This is a genomic window from Falsiroseomonas oryziterrae, from assembly GCF_021864505.1.
Taxonomy (GTDB): Bacteria; Pseudomonadota; Alphaproteobacteria; order Acetobacterales; family Acetobacteraceae; genus Falsiroseomonas; species Falsiroseomonas oryziterrae.
On record NZ_JAKJIB010000006.1, the window covers coordinates 21,194 to 43,846 of the forward strand.

19 protein-coding genes are annotated in these 22,653 nt (G+C 70.2%); 12 read left to right on the forward strand and 7 right to left on the reverse strand.

Annotated features, from left to right (window positions below; all coding sequences use genetic code 11):
- Nucleotides 1–23: 23 nt before the first annotated feature.
- Both L2I40_RS01470 and L2I40_RS01475 read left to right on the forward strand, forming a co-directional pair.
- Nucleotides 24–980, forward strand: coding sequence for a carbohydrate ABC transporter permease (locus tag L2I40_RS01470; protein WP_237213079.1), 957 nt, complete (start codon nucleotides 24–26; stop codon nucleotides 978–980).
- 14 nt (nucleotides 981–994) lie between these two features.
- Nucleotides 995–1,897 (forward strand): carbohydrate ABC transporter permease, encoded by a 903-nt coding sequence (locus L2I40_RS01475; protein WP_237213080.1) that lies wholly within the window; start codon nucleotides 995–997, stop codon nucleotides 1,895–1,897.
- 1 nt (nucleotide 1,898) lies between these two features.
- Here L2I40_RS01475 and L2I40_RS01480 read toward each other — a convergent pair whose 3' ends face one another.
- Entirely contained in the window at nucleotides 1,899–2,660 is a 762-nt protein-coding gene (locus tag L2I40_RS01480) for an SDR family oxidoreductase (protein WP_237213081.1), read from the reverse strand.
- Between the two features lie 72 nt (nucleotides 2,661–2,732).
- Here L2I40_RS01480 and L2I40_RS01485 point away from each other — a divergent pair, with 72 nt between their 5' ends.
- Nucleotides 2,733–3,764: a C-terminal binding protein gene (locus tag L2I40_RS01485; RefSeq protein ID WP_237213082.1), complete on the forward strand. Its 1,032-nt coding sequence runs from the start codon at nucleotides 2,733–2,735 to the stop codon at nucleotides 3,762–3,764.
- 65 nt (nucleotides 3,765–3,829) lie between these two features.
- Nucleotides 3,830–5,263, forward strand: coding sequence for an NAD-dependent succinate-semialdehyde dehydrogenase (locus L2I40_RS01490; RefSeq protein ID WP_237213083.1), 1,434 nt, complete (start codon nucleotides 3,830–3,832; stop codon nucleotides 5,261–5,263).
- A 40-nt stretch (nucleotides 5,264–5,303) separates the two neighbouring features.
- Here the strand turns inward: L2I40_RS01490 and L2I40_RS01495 are convergent, their stop codons facing one another.
- On the reverse strand, nucleotides 5,304–6,320 hold the full coding sequence (locus L2I40_RS01495) for an aromatic ring-hydroxylating dioxygenase subunit alpha (RefSeq protein WP_237213084.1): 1,017 nt from the start codon (nucleotides 6,318–6,320) through the stop codon (nucleotides 5,304–5,306).
- 227 nt (nucleotides 6,321–6,547) lie between these two features.
- Here L2I40_RS01495 and L2I40_RS01500 point away from each other — a divergent pair, with 227 nt between their 5' ends.
- The 4 genes from L2I40_RS01500 to L2I40_RS01515 are packed head-to-tail and all read left to right on the forward strand — an operon-like array spanning nucleotide 6,548 to nucleotide 11,155.
- Nucleotides 6,548–7,570, forward strand: a complete 1,023-nt coding sequence (locus tag L2I40_RS01500) for an ABC transporter substrate-binding protein (protein ID WP_237213085.1) — start codon at nucleotides 6,548–6,550, stop codon at nucleotides 7,568–7,570.
- Between the two features lie 15 nt (nucleotides 7,571–7,585).
- Nucleotides 7,586–8,401: a creatininase family protein gene (locus L2I40_RS01505; RefSeq protein ID WP_237213086.1), complete on the forward strand. Its 816-nt coding sequence runs from the start codon at nucleotides 7,586–7,588 to the stop codon at nucleotides 8,399–8,401.
- On the forward strand, nucleotides 8,394–9,752 hold the full coding sequence (locus L2I40_RS01510) for an FAD-binding oxidoreductase (protein ID WP_237213087.1): 1,359 nt from the start codon (nucleotides 8,394–8,396) through the stop codon (nucleotides 9,750–9,752). The genes L2I40_RS01505 and L2I40_RS01510 overlap by 8 nt, the downstream gene beginning before the upstream one ends.
- Nucleotides 9,749–11,155, forward strand: coding sequence for an FAD-binding oxidoreductase (locus tag L2I40_RS01515; RefSeq protein ID WP_237213088.1), 1,407 nt, complete (start codon nucleotides 9,749–9,751; stop codon nucleotides 11,153–11,155). The genes L2I40_RS01510 and L2I40_RS01515 overlap by 4 nt, the downstream gene beginning before the upstream one ends.
- 122 nt (nucleotides 11,156–11,277) lie before the next feature.
- On the opposite strand, the gene L2I40_RS01520 is transcribed toward L2I40_RS01515, so the two are convergent.
- From L2I40_RS01520 to L2I40_RS01530, 3 genes are all read right to left on the reverse strand, one after another.
- Entirely contained in the window at nucleotides 11,278–12,219 is a 942-nt protein-coding gene (locus L2I40_RS01520; RefSeq protein ID WP_237213089.1) for an alpha-E domain-containing protein, read from the reverse strand.
- Between the two features lie 5 nt (nucleotides 12,220–12,224).
- Nucleotides 12,225–13,694 (reverse strand): circularly permuted type 2 ATP-grasp protein, encoded by a 1,470-nt coding sequence (locus L2I40_RS01525; protein ID WP_456305721.1) that lies wholly within the window; start codon nucleotides 13,692–13,694, stop codon nucleotides 12,225–12,227.
- Between the two features lie 143 nt (nucleotides 13,695–13,837).
- Entirely contained in the window at nucleotides 13,838–14,557 is a 720-nt protein-coding gene (locus L2I40_RS01530; RefSeq protein ID WP_237213090.1) for a DUF1194 domain-containing protein, read from the reverse strand.
- 97 nt (nucleotides 14,558–14,654) lie between these two features.
- On the opposite strand from L2I40_RS01530, the gene L2I40_RS01535 reads away from it, so the two are divergent.
- Entirely contained in the window at nucleotides 14,655–15,698 is a 1,044-nt protein-coding gene (locus L2I40_RS01535) for a hypothetical protein (protein ID WP_237213091.1), read from the forward strand.
- 3 nt (nucleotides 15,699–15,701) lie between these two features.
- Here the strand turns inward: L2I40_RS01535 and L2I40_RS01540 are convergent, their stop codons facing one another.
- Nucleotides 15,702–16,265, reverse strand: coding sequence for a nucleoside 2-deoxyribosyltransferase (locus tag L2I40_RS01540; protein WP_237213092.1), 564 nt, complete (start codon nucleotides 16,263–16,265; stop codon nucleotides 15,702–15,704).
- A gap of 92 nt (nucleotides 16,266–16,357) precedes the next feature.
- On the opposite strand from L2I40_RS01540, the gene L2I40_RS01545 reads away from it, so the two are divergent.
- From L2I40_RS01545 to ade, 3 genes are all read left to right on the forward strand, one after another.
- Nucleotides 16,358–17,161 (forward strand): alpha/beta hydrolase, encoded by an 804-nt coding sequence (locus L2I40_RS01545; protein ID WP_237213093.1) that lies wholly within the window; start codon nucleotides 16,358–16,360, stop codon nucleotides 17,159–17,161.
- 127 nt (nucleotides 17,162–17,288) lie between these two features.
- The gene (locus L2I40_RS01550) at nucleotides 17,289–18,248 is read left to right on the forward strand and encodes a tripartite tricarboxylate transporter substrate binding protein (protein ID WP_237213094.1); all 960 of its coding nucleotides are present in this window, start codon (nucleotides 17,289–17,291) and stop codon (nucleotides 18,246–18,248) included.
- Nucleotides 18,249–18,358: 110 nt separating this feature from the next.
- Complete coding sequence (ade, locus tag L2I40_RS01555; RefSeq protein WP_237213095.1) at nucleotides 18,359–20,059, forward strand: adenine deaminase; 1,701 nt, start codon at nucleotides 18,359–18,361, stop codon at nucleotides 20,057–20,059.
- Between the two features lie 3 nt (nucleotides 20,060–20,062).
- Here ade and L2I40_RS01560 read toward each other — a convergent pair whose 3' ends face one another.
- Complete coding sequence (locus tag L2I40_RS01560; protein WP_237213096.1) at nucleotides 20,063–22,420, reverse strand: bifunctional salicylyl-CoA 5-hydroxylase/oxidoreductase; 2,358 nt, start codon at nucleotides 22,418–22,420, stop codon at nucleotides 20,063–20,065.
- Nucleotides 22,421–22,653 lie beyond the last annotated feature (233 nt).

Consider the following 22,653-nt stretch of genomic DNA (forward strand, 5'->3'; position numbering starts at 1 on the left):
GCCACCTCTTGCGGGATCACCCGATGTCCACAGCCACCGCCGCGCCCGCCTGGACCAAGGTCCGCCAGCAGCCCGGCGCGCTTGCCCGGCTGTTCGACAACAAGGCCTTCCTGATCGTCATCTGCCTGTTGCCCGCGGTCGGGCTGCTGATGACCTTCCTGACCTATCCGCTCGGCCTCGGCGTCTATCTGGCCTTCACCGACCAGACGATCGGGCGGCGCGGGATCTGGGTCGGCTTCGAGAATTTCGAGTTCCTCTTCGAGGATCCGATCTTCTGGAACGCGGTGTTCTTCAGCGTCTTCTACACGGCCATCGCGACGGTCGGGAAATTCGCGCTCGGCCTGTGGCTCGCGCTGCTGCTGAACCAGCACCTGCCGATGAAGTCGATCCTCCGCGCGATCGTGCTGCTGCCCTGGATCGTCCCGACGGTGCTGTCGGCCATCGCCTTCTGGTGGATCTACGATCCGCAATTCTCGATCATTTCCTGGATGCTGATCGAGCTCGGCATCCGCGAGACCAACGTGGACTTCATCAACAGCCCCTGGTCGGCGCGCTGGTCGCTGATCTGGGCCAACATCTGGCGCGGCATTCCCTTCGTCGCCATCTCGCTGCTGGCGGGGCTGCAGACCATCTCGCCTTCGCTCTACGAGGCGGCGCTGCTGGATGGTGCGACGCCCTGGCAGCGCTTCCGTCACATCACCTTCCCGATGCTGCTGCCGATCCTGGCGATCGTGATGACCTTCTCCATCATCTTCACCTTCACCGACTTCCAGCTGGTCTATTCGATCACGCGCGGCGGGCCGGTGAACTCGACCCACCTGATGGCCACCCTCGCCTTCCAGCGCGGCATCCCGGGCGGGCAGCTCGGCGAAGGGGCGGCGATCGCGGTGGCGATGATCCCATTCCTCGTCTTCGCCACGCTCTTCAGCTACTTCGCCCTCGCGCGGCGGAAGTGGCAGCAGGGCGAGAGCAACGACTGACCACGGAGCCGACCATGTCCGACGTGGCCGCCAGCCCCGGAAACACCAACACCGCCTCCGCCGCGCCGGAGATGATGGCCTGGGACAGCAAGTCACGGCGTGTCGTGACGCTCTATGTCCCGCTCGCCTGCTTCCTGATCATCCTGCTGTTCCCGTTCTACTGGATGACCGTGACGGCGTTCAAACCGAATGCCGAGCTCTACAACTTCGCCGAGCACAACCCGCTGTGGATCAGCTCGCCGACGCTTGATCACATCTACCATCTGCTGTTCCGAACGGCCTATCCGAAGTGGCTCTGGACCACGATGCTGGTCGCGGTCGCGTCCACCTTCCTCTCGCTGCTCTGCTCGACGCTCGCGGCCTATGCGATCCAGCGGCTGCGCTTCCGGGGCAGCCAGTATGTCGGGTTGGCGATCTACCTCGCCTACCTCGTGCCGCCCTCGATCCTGTTCATCCCGCTGGCGACGATGGTCGTGCAGCTCGGGCTGTTCGACACGCCCTTCGCGCTGATCCTGGTCTATCCGACCTTCCTGGTGCCGTTCTGCACCTGGCTGCTGATCGGTTACTTCAAGTCGATCCCCTACGAGCTGGAGGAATGCGCGCTGATCGACGGCGCCACGCGGCTGCAGATCCTGCGCCGGATCACCCTCCCGCTTGCCGTCCCGGGCCTGATCAGCGCCGGTATCTTCAGCTTCACGCTTTCCTGGAACGAGTTCATCTACGCCCTCGCCTTCATCCAGAGCAGCGAGAACAAGACTGTGCCGGTGGCGATCCTGACGGAGCTGGTGACCGGCGACGTCTACCAGTGGGGCGCACTGATGGCGGGCGCGCTGCTCGGCTCGCTGCCGGTTGCGATCTTCTATTCCTTCTTCGTGGACTACTACGTCTCCTCGTTGACCGGGGCGGTGAAGGAGTGACTCATAACTTCCGCTCGAGCTGGGCGACGTAGCTCCGGTTCCAGGTCGGTGTGATCCAGACCTCGTTCAGGGTCACGTGCGGCGGCAGGCAGGCGACGTAGCGGATCAGGTCGCCGACATCCTCGCTCTGCACCATCTTCGCCCGCTCCTCCGGCCCGACCGGATTCGGCCGCTTGTCGAGAATCGGCGTCGCGACCTCGCCGGGGCAGATCACGCAGCTGCGGATGCCGTTGACGCATTCCTCCATGTTGATGGTGTGGCTCATCGCCACCACGCCGTGCTTGGCCGCGGTGTAGCCCGGCCCGCTGAGCGGCGAGACGTTGCGGCCCGCCATGCTCGCGGTGTGGATCAGCACGCCGTCGCGCTGCGCGCGCATGAAGGGCAGCGCCACGGTCACGCAGTAGAAGGCGCTGGAGAGGTTGCCGCGCACCAGTTCGTCCACGCCCTCGGGCGTCAGCACGGCCCAGCGCCGCGGAGTGATGTTCAGCCCGGCATTGTTCACCAGGATGTCGAGCCGGCCGAAACGCTGCCCCATGAAGCCGCCCACGGCCTTCACGGCGGCAGGATCCATCAGGTCGGCGGGCTGCACCTCCACCGTCGCGCCCGCTTCGCGCAGCCGCTGCGCCAGCGCGTCGAGCGGCGCGCGGCGGCGGCCGGTCAGCACCAGCGCAGCACCCTCCTCCGCCAGCTTCACCGCCGCGGCCTCGCCGATGCCGCTGCCCGCGCCCGTGACCCAGGCGACCTTGCCGGCAAGCCGTGCCATGCCGTTCCTCCTCTTGTCGTGTCCCTGAGCCTAGAGCAACGTCGGCGCCCGTCCAGAAGAGGGGAGGAAGCGATGGCCGGCCCGAGGATCCTCACGCCCGCGGTCCAGGCGCCCGCCGGCTATGGCTACGAGATGGAGGCGCTCGAGCGGCTCGGCGCCGAGATCGTGGAATGCGCGCCGAACGAGGCCGCCTTCATCGCCGCCGCACCCGATGCCGACGCGATCTACGCCAAGGGCATGAAGCTGACCGCCGCGATGATCGAGGCGGCGCGCAAGGCCCGCGTGATCACCTGCGCGACGGTCGGCGTGGACTACGTGGACGTCACCGCCGCAACCGCGCGCGGCATCCCGGTCACCAACTGCCCCGACACCTTCATCGAGGAGGTGGCGGACCACGCCATGATGCTGCTGCTGGCGACGCATCGTCGCTGCATCGAGCAGGACCGCATGGTGCGCGAGGGCCGCTGGGCGGAGGGCCGGCCGCAGCTCAACAAGGTCCCCCGCCTGATGGGCCAGACGCTAGGCTTCGTCGCCTTCGGCCGCGTCGCGCGGCTGGTCGCGCTGCGCGCCAAGGCCTTCGGGCTGCGGCTGCTGGCCTACGATCCTTATGTGGACGAGCTCACCATGTCGGCGCTCGGCGTGGTGCCGGCGAGCCTCGACCAAGTGCTCAGCCAGTCCGACTTCGTCTCGATGCACGCGCCCGACACGGCGGAGACGCGGAAGATGCTGACGGCGAAGCACTTCGCGCGGATGAAGCCGAACGCGATCTTCATCAACACCGGCCGCGGCCCCACGGTGGACGAGGCGGCGCTGATCGAGGCTCTGCAATCCGGCCGCATCGCCGGCGCGGGGCTCGATGTGTTCGAGGTGGAGCCGATCAAGGCGGACAACCCGCTGCTCGCGATGCCGCATGTGATCCTGTCGCCGCACAACGCCAGCGCCTCGGCCCGTTTCGACGAGGCGCGCAAGCGCCGCGCGGGGCAGGAGCTGGCGCTGGTGCTGTCGGGGCGCTGGCCGATGTCCTGCGTCAACCCGACCGTGCTGCCCGGCTCAGGCCTGAAGCGCTGGCAGCCCTATGCGATGGAACGCGGGCCGAACAGCTGAGCCCCCCCCAAGGTTCACGCCGACGCCGCGCGGGCCTAGTCTCCGCGCCCTGCCAGGAGGAACGCATGTACCAGGACACGCAGCTCTTCATCGCCGGCCAGTGGCGCCCGGCGCGCTCCGGCCGGACCATCCCGGTGCTCAACCCGGCGACCGAGGAGGTCATCGGCACCGTCGCGCATGCGTCGAAGGACGACCTTGACGAGGCGCTGGACGCCGCGGCGAAGGGCTTCGCGGCCTGGAAGAAGGTCTCGGCCTATGACCGCGCCAAGCTGATGCGCAAGGCCGCCGACATCCTGCGCTCCCGCGCCGACGAGACGGCGCGGCTGATGACGCTGGAGCAGGGCAAGCCGCTGCCCGAGGCGAAGATGGAGGTGATGGCGGCCGCCGACATCATCGACTGGTTCGCCGAGGAAGCGCGCCGCGCCTATGGCCGCGTCGTGCCCGCGCGCGGCGAGGGCATCTACCAGCTGGTGGTGAAGGAGCCGGTCGGCCCCGTCGCCGCCTTCACGCCCTGGAACTTTCCGATCAATCAGGTCGTCCGCAAGCTCTCGGCCGCGGTCGCGACCGGCTGCTCGATCATCGTGAAGGCGCCGGAGGAGACGCCGGCGAGCCCCGCCGCGATGATCCGCGCCTATGCCGATGCCGGGCTGCCGGCCGGTGTCGCGAACCTCGTCTATGGCGTGCCGGCGGAGATCAGCGAATACCTCATCCCGCATCCGGTGATCCGCAAGGTGACCTTCACCGGCTCGACGCCGATCGGCAAGCACCTCGCGGCGCTGGCGGGGCAGCACATGAAGCGCGTGACGATGGAGCTCGGCGGGCACGCGCCGGCGATCGTCTTCGACGACGCGGATCTCGAGCATGCGGCGAAGACGCTGGCGGCGGCGAAGTTCCGCAATGCCGGCCAGGTCTGCGTCAGCCCGACGCGCTTCCTGGTGCAGGAGAAGCTCTACGCGCCCTTCGTCGAGAAGTTCACGGCGCTGGCCAGGGGGCTGAAGGTCGGCGACGGCATGGCGGAGGGCACGCAGATGGGCCCGCTCGCGCATGACAGGCGCGTTCCCTGGGTCGAGAGCCTGGTCGCTGATGCGCGGCAGAAGGGCGCCGAGGTCCACACGGGCGGCGAGCGCATCGGGAACAAGGGCTATTTCTACCAGCCGACGGTCATGACCGGGGTGTCGAAGGAGGCGCGCGCGATGAACGAGGAGCCGTTCGGCCCGCTCGCCATGATCGCGCCCTTCAGCGACCTCGACGAGGTGGTGGAGGAGGCGAACCGCCTGCCCTACGGTCTCGCGGCCTATGCGTTCACGCGCAGCGCCAAGACGGCGAATGCGGTCGCGTCGAAGGTCGAGACGGGGATGATGACCATCAATCATCTCGGCCTTGCGCTTCCGGAGGTGCCCTTCGGCGGCGTGAAGGATTCCGGCTACGGCAGCGAGGGCGGGTCGGAGGCGATCGAGGCGTACCTCAACACGAAGTTCGTGACGCAAGCAGGACTCTGAGGCGGGCGGGGCGCGGCGTTGTCGCGCCCCCCGTCCCCGGCTATTCCGCCGCGGCCTTAACGGTCGCGGATTGCGCTTCCAGCAGCTTCAGCAGCATCCGCCGCATCAGCACGCCCGGCCGGTCGGAGGGCATGTTCATCTCGATGCCGGCCTGGTCGAGCGGCACGTCGAAATCGGTGCTCTCCAGGATGTCGCGGTCCTCGTCCGTCACCAGCCGGTCGAAGGCGATGATGTCCTCGGCCTTCGCATCCGCCTCGCTGTCGTTGCGGAACACGAACTGCACGATCTGGCAGGAGCGGTCGTCGATCGGCGTCGCACCCGTGACGATGGAGTGGGAGAGGCCATTCGGGTAGCGGATGCGCAGCTTGCGCAGGAAGGGCATGTACCAGCGGCCGCGCATGTGGCGCACCGTGGTGTCGCTCTCCATCCGCAGCACCTTCTTCTGGATCTCGGGATTCCGCACCGGGACTTCGGTGATGAAGAGGAAGCCGTCGTCGTATTCCTCGACCTCCAGCTTCGCCGGTTCCGGGTGTCCCTGGTCACCGAAGCTCGCGCGGTGCACGAAGGAGAAATGCGCGTTGTCGAAGCTGTTCTCCATCACGCGCAGGCCGGCGCAGTTCCAGATCTCGTAGAACTCGTCGATGCGGCGGAAGCCTTCGGCCTCTTCCTCGAAATCGGGGATGTCGAAGAGCGGGTCCTCGAGCGCCACCCAGACATAGCCGTAGCGCGCTTCCGCCCGGTAGGCGGGCACGCGCATGTTGGTCGCCCCCTGCCTGTCCACCGGGCGCTGCGGCACGCGCATCACGCGGCCATCCGCGCCGAATTCCCAGCCATGATAGCCGCAGGCCAGCCAGCCATTGCTGTAGAAGCCCTTGGACAGCTTGGCCGTGCGATGGCAGCAGCGGTCGTCCATCGCGGCCGGCTTGCCTTCGCCATCCACCCACAGGACCAGGTTCTGGCCGAGCAGCGTGAAGGGCTTCGGCCCGTCCTTCAGATGCGACAGCGGGATCACCGGGTACCAGAAGCGCCGCAGGGCGGGGGTGGCGGTCTGCAGCATCGCTGCGTGGTTCCTTCCTCGATCGGTCGTCCGGCGCTGCCCAGCGTGCAAGCGGCGGACCAGAGGCGTCCAGCAGCCGGATGCCCGGCCGCGCAGAGACCTGCACGGAGATCCGGCAATCTGCCGAATCCTTGTGCGACCCGAGCGGCGCCATTCCGCGACGCGGCCGCCGCAGGCTGGTCCGCGCCTTGCTAATCCCGGGCCAAGTTTCACCCCGGAGACAGATCATGCGCCGCCGCGACGCCCTCGCCCTGTTTGGAGCCGCCACCGCCAGCCTCGCCGCGCCCGCCGTGCAGGCGCAACAACTGCTCGATGTCCGCTTCACGCTGGACTGGTCCTTCCAGGGGCCGCAGGCGGCCTTCCTGCTCGCGCTCGACCGCGGCTATTTCCGCGAGGCCGGGCTGAACGTGACGATGGACCGCGGCTTCGGCTCCGGCGACGTGCCGGTGAAGATCAGCGCCGGCGCCTATGATGTCGGCGTGGCCGACATCAACCCGACCATCCGCATGCGGCTGGAGCGGCCGGAGAGCGACCTCTTCACCCCCTTCCTGGTCTATGATTCCACCGCGCTCGCGGTGATGACGCTGCGGCGGGAGAACATCCGCACGCCGGCCGACCTCCAGGGCAAGCTGCTCGCCTCGCCGGAGACGGATGCCGGGCGCCAGCTCTTCCCCGCCTTCGCGCGCGCCGCCGGCATCGACGCCTCCACCATCCGCTGGCAGACCGTGACGCCGCAGCTGCGCGAGACGATGCTGGTGCGCGGCCAGGCGCAGGCGATCACCGGCTTCATCACCTCCGGCATCTTCTCGATCCGCGGGCTCGGCGTGCCGGAGCAGGACATCGTGACCTTCCGATACAGCGACGTGGGGGCGGATTTCTACGCCACCTCGCTGATCACCACGCGGCGCTGGGCGCAGGCCAATCCGCGCGCCGTGACCGGGCTGATCCGCGGACTGATCCGGGCGCAATACGACTGCCTGGCCGATCCAGAGGCGGCGATCGTCAATCTCCGCCGGCGCGAGCCGCTGACGGATGTGGCGCTTGAGACGGCGCGGCTGCGCATGGCGCTGGAGCAGCTGACCTTCACGCCGCATGTCCGGCAGAACGGCTTCGGCCGGGTGGACATGGCACGCCTCCAGCGCAGCGTGGACTCGGTGCGGGAGGCCTTCGGCATCTCGCGCGCGCTGGCGGCTTCCGATATCTACGACACCTCCTATCTCCCCCCGGCCAGCGAGTTGCGCCTGGCCTGACCGCAGAGGGCCCGCATGGCGCTCCCGACCCGCTACTGGCAGGACCTTCCCTGGCCGGCCTTCCGCACGCTGCCGGCCAACACGCTGGCGGTCCTGCCGGTGGCGAGCATCGAGCAGCACGGGCCGCATCTGCCGGTCTCGGTGGACACGACCATCAATGGCGGCGTCGTCGGGCGCACACTGAAGGTCATCCCGCCCGAGCTGCCGGTGCTGGTGCTGCCGACGCAGGCGGTGGCGCTGTCGGTCGAGCATCTGCGCTACCCGGGTACGATCACCACCAGCGCGGAGACGCTGATCGCGCTGGTGACGGATATCGGCGCTTCGGTGGCGCGGGCCGGGGTGAAGCGGCTGGTGATCGTCAACAGCCATGGCGGGAACGTCGCGGCGCTCGACATCGCGGCGCGACGCATCCGCATCCAGTCCAACATCCTCTGCGTCAACGCGATGTGGGCACGGATGGGCAAGCCGGAGAGCCAGCGCGACCCGGTGGAGAGCACCTACGGCATCCATGCCGGGCGCGACGAGACCTCCGTGATGCTCGCGCTGACGCCGCATCTGGTGGACATGGCGAAGGCGCGGAACTTCGTCAGCCGCTGGCAGGGCGCAGCGAATGTCGCGCCAAGGCTTGCGCCGCCCGCCGGGGCGCCGCTCGCCTGGCAGGCCCAGGACCTGAGCCCGGCGGGCGCGGTGGGCGACGCCTCCGCCGCCACCGCCGCGCAGGGCGAGGGGATCCTCGACTTCGCCGCCGCCCGCATGGCGGAGCTGTGGCAGCAGGTGGCTGCCTTCGATGTGGAGGCCTGGCTGGCGAACGAGCCCGATGCGCATGTCTGACGTCGCCGACCTCGCCGCCGAGCTCGACGGGATCGAGCTCTCGACCGACCGCGCACTGCTCAAGCAGAAGAGCCGCGACTTCTACTGGTACAGCCCCATCCTGAAGGCGCAGCTCGACGGCAAGTCGGCCGAGCTGATCGCGCGCCCGAAGGACGAGACCGAGGTGCTGCGCGTCCTGGCGGCCTGCCGCGCGCGGCGCGTGCCGGTGACTGTGCGTGGCGGCGGGACGGGCAATTACGGGCAATGCGTGCCGCTCGAGGGCGGCGTGCTGCTCGACATGACGGCGATGTCGGCGCCCATCGCGCTGAAGGACGGCGTGGTGGAGGTCGAGGCCGGGGCGAAGATGATCGACCTCGACCTCTGGTGCCGCGAGCGGGGCTGGGAGCTGAAGCTCTGGCCCTCTACCAAGCGCACCGCGACGATCGGCGGCTTCGTCGCCGGCGGCGGCGCCGGCGTCGGCGGCATCGCGCATGGGACGATGCGTGAGCGCGGCAACCTGATCGGGGCGCGCGTCGCGACGATGCAGGACCCGCCGCGGGTGCTGGACCTGGAAGGCCTCGCTGCGAACCCGGTGAACCGCACCTATGGGACCACGGGCGTGCTGACGCGCATCCGCGTGCCGCTCGCGCCGGCGCAGGCCTGGCGCGACGTCGCCATCGCCTTCCCGGACTTCGTGCCGGCAAGCCGCTTCGCGCTCGACCTCGCCTTCTCGGACGGCATCCCGAAGAAGATGTGCGGCGTCTTCGACAGCCAGCTGCCGCCCTTCTTCAAGGGGCTGGCGGATGCGGTGCCAGCCGGCCATGCGCTGGTGCTGGCGATGGTCACGCCGGCGGGCCTCGGCGCGCTGGCCGAACTGGCCGCCGAGCATGGCGGGCGCATCGTCGCGGAACAGGATGCGGTGGCCGCCGAGCGCGATCCGGATGCGACGCCCTTCTACGAATACTGCTGGAACCACACGACGCTGCAGGTGCTGAAGAAGGATCGCGGCGTCAGCTACCTGCAATGCCGCTTCCCCTTCGAGGACACGCTGAAGGCCGTGGAGGCGGTGCGCATCCCCTTCCGCGACGAGGTCTGGATGCACACCGAATGCGTCCGCTTCGGCGGCCGCACCACCATGTCCGCGCTGCCGGTGATCCGCTGGCGGAGCGCGGAGCGGCTCTACGAGATCATCCGCGCCTTCGAGGCGGCCGGCATCGGCATCGCCAACCCGCATGTGCTGACGATCGAGGAAGGCAGCGGCTACCGCCGCGTGCCGGGCGACCAGCTCGGCTTCAAGCGCATGGCCGATCCGTTGGGCCTGCTCAATCCCGGCAAGATGCGCGATTTCACCATCGAGGAGCATGCGGCATGAGCGTCGCCGCGGTGATGGAGGCCCTGCCGGGCCTCGCCTGGACCACCGATCCCGCGCTGGTGCGGCAGAAGTCGCGCGACTTCTTCTGGTACTCGCCCGTGCTCAAGCGCCAGCTCAACAAGGTGACGGGTGAGGCGGTGGTGACGCCGCGCAACGAGGCCGAGCTGCGCGCGCTGCTCGCGGCAGCGCATGCGCAGGGCGTGCCGGTCACGCCGCGCGGTGCCGGCACCGGCAATTACGGCCAGGCGATGCCGCTGCGCGGCGGCATCGTGCTGGAGATGACGGAGTTCAACCGCGTGCTCTGGGCCAAGCCCGGCGCGGTGCGGGCGGAAGCCGGCGCGAAGCTGATCGAGCTCGATGCCTACCTCAAGCGCGAGGTCGGGGGCGAGCTGCGCTTCCACCCCTCGACGCGGCGCACCGCGACGCTCGGTGGCTTCATCGCCGGCGGCTCCTCCGGCATCGGCAGCACGACCTACGGCATCCTGCGGGAGCCCGGGAACATCCTCGGCCTCAAGGTGATGACGATGGAGGCCGAGCCGCAGGTGATGGAGCTGCGCGGGGCGGACATCCAGAAGGCGAACCACGCCTACGGCACCAACGGCATCATCACCGAGCTCGAGATGCCGCTCGCGCCCGCCTGGGACTGGGTGGACGTGGTCGTTGCCTTCCCGACGCTGATGGGCGCCGCGCGCTTCGCGGACAGCTTCTGCCGCATGGACGGGGTGGTGAAGAAGCTCGCCTGCGTGGTACCGGCGCCGATCCCGCAGCAGCATTTCAAGGCCTGGGGCGCGAAGGTGCCGGCCGGCCATTCCGTCGCCTGCCTGATGGTGGCGCCGCCCTTCCTCGAGATCCTCGCGCCGATCATCGCCTCCCATGGCGGGACGGAGATCCTGCGTGAGAACTCGGACGCGGCGGAGGTGCCGCTCTACGAGCACAGCTGGAACCACACCACGCTGCAGGTGCTGAAGACCGACAAGTCGATCACCTATCTCCAGACGCTGTTCCCGGCGCCGAACCACCTCGAGCTGATCGCGAAGCTCGAGCGGATGTTCGGCGAGGAGGTGCTGCTGCACCTGGAATTCGTGCGCTTCGGCGGCACGGTCTGCGCCTTCGGCCTGCAGGTGGTGCGCTTCACGACCGAGGAGCGCCTGGCCGAGATCATCCGCCTGCACGAGGAGGCCGGCGCGCCGATCTTCAACCCGCACACCTATACGCTCGAGGATGGCGGGATGAAGCGCGTGGACCAGGAGCAGCTGGACTTCAAGCGGCTGGCCGATCCGAAGGGGCTGCTCAATCCCGGCAAGATGGCGGCCTGGGACGATCCGGACTGGAAGCCGGGCAAGGCGCAGAGCGTGCACCTCTACGAGACCGACTACGAAGCGCCGGCCGAGGTGCTGGAGTAGCGATGGCGTCCCTCCCCCGCTTGCGGGGGAGGGTTAGGGTGGGGGTTGGTGGATCAGGACGCGTCGCCTCACGCCCCCCACCCCGATCCTCCCCCGTAAACGGGGGCGGGAGAAACGGTTGCCTACCCGTCGAGGTAGAGCGCCTGGATCGCGTTGCCGAGCTCGATGTTGCGGTCGATCTGGGCGGTCAGCCAGTCATGCAGGCCCCCCGCCATCACCGCCTCGACACGGCCCTTCGACAGGTCGTCGGTGATCTCGGCCGCGATGCGCTGCGGGTCGCCGCGGCGCCCACCGGTGCGCTCCGCGATCCGCTCCAGCGCGTTCAGCACGCGGGCATGGCAGGAGATCAGCGACCGCGGCAACTCCTCGCGGAACAGCATCAGCTCGACGACCAGACGGGGGTCGAGCCGCGTGTGATAGACATGCTGGAAGGCGCGGAGCGCGGAGACGGAACGCAGCAGCGCCTGCCATTCGGCATAGGCGACCGCGCCTTCCGCGCCCGGCCCGCTCAGCGCGCGATGCTTTGAATCGAGCAGCCGCGCGGTGTTGTCGGCGCGCTCCAGCATCACGCCGAGATGCACGAACAGCCAGCCCTCGTCGCGCAGCATGGTGTCGGCCGCGGCACCGTTGAACAGCAGCGTCCGCGCGCGCACCCAGTCGAGGAAGCCGGGCAGCGCATCGGCGTCCGTCGCGCTCGCAGCGCGGGCGCGCATCTCGCGCCAGGTGTCGTTCAGCGCCTCCCACATGTCGACGGTCAGCGCGGTGCGCACGGCGCGGCCGTTGCGCCGCGCGGCCTCGATGCAGTTGGCGATGGAGGACGGGTTGGCAGGATCCAGCGCCAGCCAGCCGATCACCGCGTCCGGCGTGACCTCCTTGCCGGTGGCGCGGAAGCCGGGCTCGGCGCCGGCCGAGACAAGCAGCGCGCGCCATTCGTCGCGGTCGCGGCCCAGGCTGCCGGCGAGGCCTTGCATGCGCAGCGCCACCTGCATGCCGCGTGCGATGTTGCCGGCGCGCTCGGTGTAGCGGCCTACCCAGTAGAGGCTGTCGGCGGTGCGCGAGAGCATGCGGTTCAGCCCTGGCGCTGCGACTGCGACGACACCGGGCGGTCCTCGACGACCCAGGTGTCCTTCGTGCCGCCGCCCTGCGACGAGTTCACGACGAGCGAGCCTTCCCGCAGCGCGACGCGCGTCAGGCCGCCCGGGACGATCCGCACCTCCCTGCCCATCAGGACATAGGGGCGGAGGTCCACATGGCGCGCGGCGATGCCGGCCTCCGCCAGCGTCGGCACGGTGGAGAGCGCGAGGGTGGGCTGCGCGATGTAGTCGCCTGGCCGCGCCTTGATGCGCGCGGCGAACTCCTCGCGCTGCGCGGCGGTGCTGTGCGGGCCGACCAGCATGCCGTAGCCGCCCGAGCCCCGCGCGAGCTTCACCACGAGTTCGCCGAGGTGATCCAGCACGTAGCGGCGGTCCTCGTCGCGCTCGCAGAGATAGGTCGGCACGTTCTGCAGCAGCGGCTCCTCGCCCAGGTAGAAGCGGATCATCTCCGGCACGAAGGGGTAGATCGCCTTGTCGTCCGCGATTCCCGCGCCAGGCGCATTGGCCAGCGTGACGTTGCCGGCGCAATAGGCGGCGAAGATGCCGGGCACGCCGAGCATGCTCTCCGGCTTGAAGACGCGCGGGTCGAGGTAGTCGTCGTCCACGCGGCGATACAGCACGTCCACGCGCTTCGGCCCGGCGGTGGTGCGCATGTAGACGACGTCGTCCTGCACGAAGAGGTCGGCGCCTTCCACCACCTCGACGCCCATCTCGTCGGCCAGGAAGCAGTGCTCGTAGTAGGCGCTGTTGAAATGGCCGGGGGTTAGGATAGCGACGCAGGGCGCGCCCTTGCAGTTCGGCGGCGCGGCTTCCTTCAGCGTCTCCAGCAGCTCCTCCGGATAGTGGCCGACCGGGGCGAGGCGGTGGTCGGCGCAGAGCCCGGGGAAGAGCCGCAGCATCGCCTCGCGGTTCTCCAGCATGTAGGAGACGCCGGAGGGCGTGCGGCAATTGTCCTCGAGCACCCAGAAGTCGTCGGCGCCGGTCCGCACGAGGTCGATGCCGGAGATATGGGTGAAGACGCCGGCCGGCGGGCGCATCCCGACCATCGGGCGGCAGAAGGCCTCGTTCTCGTTGACCAGGGCGGCGGGCACGCGGCCGGCGCGGATCATCTCCTGCGCGCCGTAGACGTCGGCGATGAATGCGTTCAGCGCCTTCACCCGCTGCGTCAGGCCGCGCGCCAGGCGGTCCCATTCGCTGCGCGCCAGGATGCGCGGGATGACGTCGAAGGGGATGAGGCGTTCCGGGTCGCCGCCTTCGCCGTAGACGGCGAAGGTGATGCCGACGCGGCGGAACAGCGCCTCCGCCTCGGCCCGCTTGGTGGCGAGCGCCGCGAGGCCGTGTCGGTCGATCCAGGCGGCGATCCCGGCATAGGCCGGTCGGATGCCGGCCACGTCCTGCATCTCGTCGAAGGCGCGGGTCGGTTGGGTCGCGCTGAGTTCGTTCACCTGGTCAGTCCGGCTTCCCCGTCGTTCCCTGTCTTGTCGCGGAATCGTGAGGCCGTGGGAAGAGGAAGACAGGCGGGCCCGGCCGGAACGACCCGGCCGCTGCACAGATGCCGGGCGGGCCTGCCACGACCTTGGGCAACGCCTCAGCCCTGGGTGGAAGTCAGTCCGGCGATCTCGCGGATCAGCTTCGCCCGCATCGCCCTCGCGAAGTCCCGCCGGTCCTCGGCCCGCATGACGAAGGCGCCCGGCCCGCCGATCACGTCGCGTTCGTAGAGGGCCGCCAGCCTTCCGTCGCGCCAGTTGCTGGACACCTCGACGGCGAGCCCGTTCACCACGACGCCCTGCGCCACGAGGGCGTCGCGTGCGGCGGGCGCCGGCACCAGGCTGCGCATGTCCGGCCCGTCGCCGGAGACGTCGATGGTCCGCTCCGCCGCACGCCAGGGCGCGGCGGCGAGCAGCGCGCCGGCCAGCACCAGCGCATCGCCGATAGCGTTCCAGGACTGGCGGGAGCGCGGTGCATCCCGCAGGGCGGCGGCCGCCGCCTCGGCCGAGGCCGGGTCGGCGACGCGCATCCAGTCCACCACCGTCTCCGCCCCGCCCGGCGAGCCCCACTCGACCATGGCGATGCCGATGGCGCCGCGCGGCTTCGAGCGGATCGCCGAGAGCACGGCGGGGTGCTGCACCGCCTCCGCGATCCCCTCGCGCTGCAGGGCGAACTCGTCCTCGTCGATGGAGCCGGAGGCATCCACGGCAAGCACCAGCAGCAGGTCCACCGCCGCGGGCTGGGCGACGGCCGGGCCGGCCAGCAGCGCCGGCGCGGCCAGGACCGAACGGCGCCGCAGGCGCGCACGCAGCTTGCTCATCGGCCTCTCCCGGTCGTTCCGGCCGCCTCTGTCGGGCGAAGCCGCGCGCCGCGTCAACACGGAACCCGGGGGCCATGCGGCGCGTCCCCTTCGCGCGATGCACGCCGACCGGCCGATCCGACTTGCCCACAATGCGACGGTGCTGCGCGGCCTGCGTCTCGACTCGCACAGCCTCGACCTGCCGGAAGGCGACGGGCAGCTCGGCGACCGGGCGAGCCACCGCGCGCTCGATGCCATCCTCGAGCGCTGGCGACAGCGCATGCGCCGCGTCGGCGCACCCGATCCCTTCGGCCACGACCCGGCAGACGGCGTGAGCCGGGAGGAGATGGACCGTGCACTGGCCGACGGGACACCCGAAGCCGCCGGCGTCGTGCATGGGGTGATCGAGGACTACGCCCGCACGCTGGCCGAGGTGACGCGCCGCTTCCTCACGCTGCCCGAGTGGCAGAGGACGGAGCGGATCGCCGTCGGCGGCGGGCTGCGCTCGGCCCGCATCGGGGAGGTGGCGATCGGCCGCGCCGCCGTCCTCTTGCGTACAGCCGGTTCGCCCGTGCGCATCACGCCGATCCGCCACCACCCCGACGAGGCCGGGCTGATCGGCGCGGCCATGCTGCTGCCTGAAGCCGCGCTGGCCGGCGGCGATGCGGTGCTCGTCGCCGATCTCGGCGGCACCTCCTTCCGCGGCGGCGTGGTGCTGCCGCGGCTCGGCGTCGCGCCCGACCTCTCGGCCGCCGGCGTCTGGCGCAGCAAAAGCTGGCGGCACGCGGAGGAGGAGGTGGAGCGCGACGCGGCCGTGGCACGGCTGTGCGGGCTGCTGATGGAGCTGGTGGAGGAGGCGCGCGCGGCCGGGCTGCATCTCGCGCCCGTCGTCGGCGTGGGCGTGCCCGGCGTGGCGGATGCCGAGGGGCGCATCCTGCGCGGCGCGGAGAACCTGCCCGGCGACTGGCACAACGAAGCGTTCCGCTTCCCCGCCGCGCTGTCCTCAGGGCTGCGCGGCTTCGAGGTGCTGATGCACAACGACGCTGTGGTGCAGGCGCTCTCGGAAGCCCCGCATATGCGCCAGGTGCCGCGCTGGGGTGTGCTGACGGTCGGCACCGGGCTCGGCAATGCCCGGTTCACCACGCTCGCGCTGGCGCGCTGACGGTCAGCGCGCCGCCGCGAGCGCCTTCGCGCAGGCCTCGAAGGCCGCGAGGTCGGTCCAGCGCTCCGCCTCCGGCACGTCGCGGCGGATGAAGACGCCGCCGGCCTCGTGCAGCCCGCCATCGATCATCAGGTTGTCGCCGAGGCCGAAATCCTCGAGCGCCATGCCCTCCGCATCGCGCCAGCGCCCCTCGGCGTCGCGCGACGCCGCATCGCCGAGCGCGGCGCGGGTGCGCGGCAACAGCCCGGCGGCGGCATTGCTGTAGCCCGCGAGCCGCTTGCCGAGCGCCCGCATGAAGCCGAGTTCGTAGACCGTGCCGGGATCGGCCGAGGGGCCGCGGAACGGGGTGAGGTTGGCGATCACCGCATCCGCGTCGCGCATATGCGCCTCGTTGCGGCGGTAGATGTGCAGCCAGAGTGGCGTGTCGCCGGTGCCCGGATGCGCCGGGTGGTTGTCCACAGGGAAGATGCCGGTCAGGCCATGCGCGGCGCAGATCGCACGCTTGCGCGCCGCCATGCCGAGCGGGTCGGGCAGGAACACGTCGGGACCGGCGAGATAGACCTTCATCCGTTCCTTCTGCCCGACTGGCGATTGCTGTGGAACCGGGCCTTGCGAGCGCCGCCGCGGCCGGCTTGCATGCGCATCCGGGAGGGTCGGCGATGGACCTCGAGCTGGAATACAACAACCGCGCCCGCGTGCCGGAGCACCCGCAGCACATCGCGGGCTGGCAGCGCGACGCCGCCGCCTGGCGCGAAGCCTGCCCGCGCGCGGAGCTCGGCCTCGCCTATGGCCCGGGCGAGCGCGAGAAGCTTGACATCCTGCATCCCGGACCGGCCAGCGACGCGCCGCTCGCGCTCTTCATCCACGGCGGCTACTGGAAGGCGCTGGACCGCAGCTTCGCGAGCCACTGCGCGCGGGGGCTGAACCTGCGTGGCGTCGCGGTCGCCCTGCCCTCCTACGATCTCTGCCCCACCGTGCCGGTGGCGACCATCGTGGACCAGATGCGCGCAGCGGCGCGGTTCCTCTGGGCGCGGCGGCGACAGCGCATGCTGGCGATCGGGCATTCGGCCGGCGGGCACCTCGCCGCCATGCTGCTCGCGACCGACTGGCGGGCGCTGGATCCGGCGCTGCCGGCCGACCTGGTGCATGCCGCGCTCCCCGTCTCCGGCGTCTTCGACCTGGAACCGCTGCTGGCCACCACGATCGGCGAAGGGCTGAACCTCACGCCGGAGACGGCGCGCGCCGTCTCGCCGCGCCTCCTTCCCTCGCCCGGCCGGCCGATCCACTGCCTGGTCGGCGGCGCCGAGAGCAGCGAATTCATCCGGCAGAGCCGCGACATGGCGCAGGCCTGGGGCGGGACATGGGAGGCGCTGCCCGGCGCCGACCACTTCACGGTCATCGCGCCCTTCGCCGATCCCACCAGCGCGGCAGTGGCGACCGCGGAGCGGATGCTCGCGCGGTAAAGCCTTCACAGATTTACAGGCGCGGCTTGTAAAGCGGCGCACAGCTTTCGCCGGGCCCACCCCACAACGCCCGTTCCCTCCTTCGTTCTGGCGCCGCACATCTGCGGCCCCAACACGGAGGGAACCCATGTCGCTTCTGTCCCGTCGCGCGATCCTCGGCACCGTGCTCGCCGCGCCGCTCGCTGCGCCCGCGCTCGCAGCGCCCTGGCGGCCGGACAGGCCGGTCGAACTCGTCGTCGGCTTCGCACCGGGCGGCGGCACCGACATCGTGGCACGCCTCTTCGCCCGGCATCTGGAGACGCGGCTCGGCCAGCCGATCACCGTGGTGAACCGCCCCGGCGCGTCGAGCGAGGTGGCGCTGACCTACGTCTCGCGGTCCCGCCCGGACGGGCAGGTGTTGGGGCTGACCAACATGCCCTCCTTCGTGACGGTCCCGGTGGAGCGTCGCGCCCAGTACACGCTCGACAGCTTCGCCTTCCTGGGCAACATCATGACCGACCCGACGGGTGTCGTGGTGCGCGCCGACGGCCCCATCCGCGACCTCGCCGACCTGATCGCGCGGGCCAAGGCGGACCCGGAGGGGATCACCGTCTCCACCTCCGGCATCGGCACCGACGACCATCTGATGATGGCGATGATCACGCGCCTGACCGGCGCGCGCTTCACGCTGGTCCACTTCACCGGCGCGCCCATTCAGCGCACCAACCTGATGGGCGGCCAGGTGATGGTGAACACCATGTCCATCGGCGAGGTCATGCCGGACCCGCGGGGCCTGCGTCTTCTTGCCCATGGCGGCGCGGAGCGCAGCCGCTTCGCGCCCGACGTGCCGACCTTCCGCAGCCTCGGCCTGGACTTCGAGATGTATTCCGAGCGGGGGCTCGTCGTGCCGGCCGGCACCCCGGCGCACATCGTCGAGCGTCTGCGCGAGGCCATCCAGGAAGCCTGCTCCGACCCGGCGACGGTGCGGACCTTCGAGGCGCAGCACATTGCGCCGACGCTGGAGCCGGGGCCGGTCTGGGAAGCGCGGATGCGCGCCGCCCAGCAGCAATACGCCTCGCTGTGGCGCGAGGCGCCCTGGATCAGCTGAGGCGCTGCGACGACCGTCGGGCCGTTCGGCCCGGCGGTCTGGACCGGCGCGGCAAGGCTGCGCCGAGGGGTCGCGCGGTGTAGTCTCCCAGCCTCGTCCGGGAGACTGACATGGCAGGGCTCGACCTCAACGCGGTGATCGACCAGGGCCGCGGCCTGGCGCCGGCCGATCTCGTGCTGAAGGGCGGGCGCGTCTTCGACCTCGTCACCGGCGCGCTGGTGCCGACCGACGTCGCGATCTGCGGCGAGCGGATCGTCGGCACCTTCGGCAGCTACGCCGGGTACCGCGAGATCGACGTGGCTGGCCTCGTCCTGGTCCCGGGCTTCATCGACACGCATCTGCATGTCGAATCCTCGCTGATCACGCCCTTCGAATTTGACCGCTGCGTCACGCCGCGCGGTATCACCACCGCGATCTGCGACCCGCACGAGATCGCCAATGTCGCGGGCGTCGAGGGCATCCGCTATTTTCTCGCGGCAGCCGAGCGGCTGGTGATGGACCTCCGCGTGCAGCTTTCCTCCTGCGTGCCCTCCTCGCCGCTCGAGACCTCCGGCGCGCGGCTGACCGTCGAGGACCTGCTGCCGCTCGCGGGCCATCCCAAGGTCATCGGGCTCGCGGAGTTCATGAACTATCCGGGGCTGCTGGCGAAGGACCCGGAGTGCCTCGCGAAGCTCGCCGCCTTTCAGGGGCGGCACATCGACGGCCACGCGCCGCTGCTGCGCGGGATGGACCTCAACGGCTACCTCGCCGCGGGCATCCGCACCGACCACGAGACGACGAGCGAGGCGGAGGCGCTGGAGAAGCTCTCCAAGGGCATGGCGGTGCTGATCCGGCAGGGATCGGTCTCGAAGGACCTCGCGGCGCTGCTGCCGATCCTGACGGAGCGCCATGCACCGTTCCTCGCGCTCTGCACCGACGACCGCAATCCGCTCGACATCGCCGAGCATGGGCATCTGGACCACATGATCCGGACCGCGATCGCGCGCGGGGCGGAGCCCTTGGCCGTCTACCGCGCCGCGAGCCATTCGGCGGCGCGCATCTTCGGGCTGCGCGACAGGGGCCTGATCGCGCCCGGCTGGCGCGCCGACATCGTCGCGCTGGACAGCCTGGAAGGCTGCCATGCGCAGCTCGTCCTGGCGGGCGGGCGGGTGGTGGACGAGGCGGCGTTTGCGGCACGCGAGACGATCCCGCCGGTGGCCCGCCGCAGCGTCCGCGCGCCGCGCGTGACGGCGGCCGACTTCCGCAAGCCCGCGCCGAATGCGGCGACGCCGGTGATCGGCGTGGTCCCTGGCCGCATCATCACCGAACGGCTCGAGGCAGTGCTGCCGGTGCGGGAGGGTGCCTCGGTGGCCGATCTCGGCGCCGACATCCTAAAGGTCGCGGTGGTCGAGAGGCACGGGCGCAACGGCAACCGCGCCGTCGGCTTCGTGAAGGGCTTCGGCCTGCAGCGCGGCGCGATCGCCGGCACGATCTGCCACGACCACCACAACATCGTGGCCGTCGGCGCCGACGACGCCGCCATCGCCCTGGCCTGCAACCGGCTGGGCGAGATCGAGGGCGGATTCGTCGTCGCGGCGGGCGGACAGGTCCTGGCTGAACTCCCGCTGCCGGTCGCGGGGCTGATGAGCCTCGGTACCTTCGAGGAGGTGCGCGACCGGCTGGTCGCGCTGCGCGCCGCCGCGCGGGAGATCGGCGCGACGCTGGAGGAGCCCTTCCTCCAGCTCGCGTTCCTCGCTCTGCCGGTGATCCCGCACCTGAAGATCACCGACCGCGGCCTGGTGGACGTGGACCGCTTCGAGCTGATCGGCTGAGCGCTACTCCGCGGCGCGCGGCAGGTCCTTGCGCTCCGGCGCATGGCTCTTCGGCCGCGCCTTGAGCTTCAGATCGCGCAGATCGGCCTGGTTGCGCGCCTCGTTGCGCATCAGCGCGTCCCTGCCCCAGAGGTATTGCGGCGGGCAGGCGATGTCCCGCACGCCGTACTGCGCCGCCGCATGGATCGTGAAGAACGGGTTGGTCAGGTGCGGCCGCGCCAGCGCGACGAGGTCCGCGCGGCCGGCGCCGAGAATGGTGTTCACCTGGTCGGCGGTGGTGATGTTGCCGACGCACATCGTCGCGATGCCGGCCTCGTTGCGGATCATGTCGGACCAGGGCACCTGGAACATGCGGCCATAGACGGGTTCGGCGTCGTGGACGGTCTGGCCCGTCGAGACGTCGATCAGGTCGGCGCCGGCGGCTGCGAAGGCGCGCGCGATGGCGAGGCAATCCTCGTCCGTGAGGCCGCCATCCTTCCAGTCGGTCGCGGAGATGCGCACCGACATCGGCCTGTCGGCAGGCCATACCGCGCGCATGGCGCCGAAGATTTCGAGCGGGTAGCGCAGGCGGTTCGCGACGCTGCCGCCGTACTCGTCGGTCCGGACATTGGTCAGCGGCGACAGGAACGACGCGAGCAGGTAGCCGTGGGCGCAGTGCAGCTCGAGCATGTCGAAGCCGCAGGCGATGGCGCGGCGCGTGGCCGCGACGAAGTCCTCGCGCACCTGGTCCATGTCGGCGCGCGTCATCTCGCGCGGGACCTGGCTCTGCGGGAAGTAGGGCGTCGGGCTGGCGGAGATCACCGGCCAGGCGCCCTCGGGCAGAGGCTGGTCGATCCCCTCCCACATCAGCTTGGTCGCGCCCTTGCGGCCGGCATGGCCGAGCTGCAGGCAGATCTTCGCCGCGCTGTGCCGGTGCACGAAATCGACGATGCGCGTCCAGCCGGCCTGCTGGGCGTCGTTCCACAACCCGGTGCAGCCGAGCGTGATGCGGCTTTCGGGCGAGGGGCAGGTCATCTCGGTGAAGACCAGCCCCGCGCCGCCCAGCGCGCGGGAGGTGTAGTGCTGGAAGTGGAAGTCGCCGGGCAGCCCGTCCTCCGCGGAGTACATGTCCATCGGCGAGACGACGACGCGGTTCGCAAGCTGCATGCCGCGCAGTGCGAAGGGTTGGAACATCGGCGGGCGGCCGTCCTTCGCCGCATGGCCGTTGGCGCGCGCCTCCGCGGCGAAGACCTCCCGTGTCGCTTCGACGAATTCCGGCGCGCGGAGCTGCAGGTTGTCCCAGGTGATCGCCTTCGACCGCGTCATCACGCCGAAGGCGAACTTCGTCGGGTGGAAGTGCCAGAAGCGCTTCACATGCTCGAACCAGACGAGGCTGACATCCGCAGCGTGCTGCGTCTTCTCGACATCCTCGCGCCGTGCCGTCTCGAACCGCCGGAGGCAGGTCGCGACGTCACCGCCGGCCATGAAGGCCTGGTGCAGCGCAATCGCGTCCTCCATGGCGAGCTTGGTGCCGGAGCCGATGGAGAAATGCGCGCTCGCCTTGGCGTCGCCCAGCAGGACGATGTTGTCCTTGACCCAGCTGCCGCAGCGGATCGCCGGGAAGCGGCGCCAGTTGCTGCGGTTGATGATCAGCTTGTGACCCTGCAGGTCCTCGGCGAAGACGCCTTCCAGGAAGCGCGCGCTCTCCGCCTCGTCCATGCCGTCCAGCCCGGCGCGCGCGAAGGTCTCGGGGTCGGTCTCCAGTACCCAGGTGCTCGCGCCCGCCTCGTACTGGTAGCAATGGGCGATGAAGATGCCCTCCGGCCTTTCCTTGAAGAAGAAGGAGAAGGCGTCGAAGGGGCGCGTCGAACCCATCCAGGCGAAGCGGTTCGGACGGAGGTCCACCTCGGGCTTGAAGTGGTCACGCCAGCGCTCGCGGATCGGGGAGTTGATGCCGTCGGCCGCGACGATCAGGTCGGCGTCGGGGAAGTCCTCCGGCTGCGCCTCCCGCCGGAATTCGAGTTCGACGCCAAGGCTGCGTGCGCGCTCTTGCAGCAGCAGAAGCAGCGTGCGGCGGGAACAGCCGCAGAAGCCGTTGCCGCCGATGCGATGCGGCGGCGCCTTCAGGCTGCCGTCGGCGTTGCGCTGGACGATCTCGATGTCGTCCCAATAGGCAAAGCTCTCAGTGATGGCGCGGTAGGAGGGCTCGTCCGCGGCCTGGAAGATGTCGAGCGTCGCGTCGCTGAAGACCACGCCGAAGCCGAAGGTGTCGTCGGCCCGGTTGCGCTCCACCACGGTGATGCGGGCGCTCGGCATGTCGCGCTTCATCAGGATGGCGAAGTAGAGCCCGGCCGGGCCGCCGCCGATCACCGCGATGCGCATGGTGGCACCTCTTCCTGTCCCAGATAGTTTAGGCTTCAAAGATTGGCGCGTCCATGGAAATGCAAGGTTGCGCCACGGGCTTTCGATGTTTTAAGCTTGAAGCATCGGAGGGCGGATGCGGACGGACCTGACGGGTCTCGAGGCGCTGGTGACGGGCGGCGGCACGGGCATCGGCGCGGCCTGCGCCGCGGCGCTGACCGCGGCCGGCGCGCGGGTGACCGTGATGGGCCGGC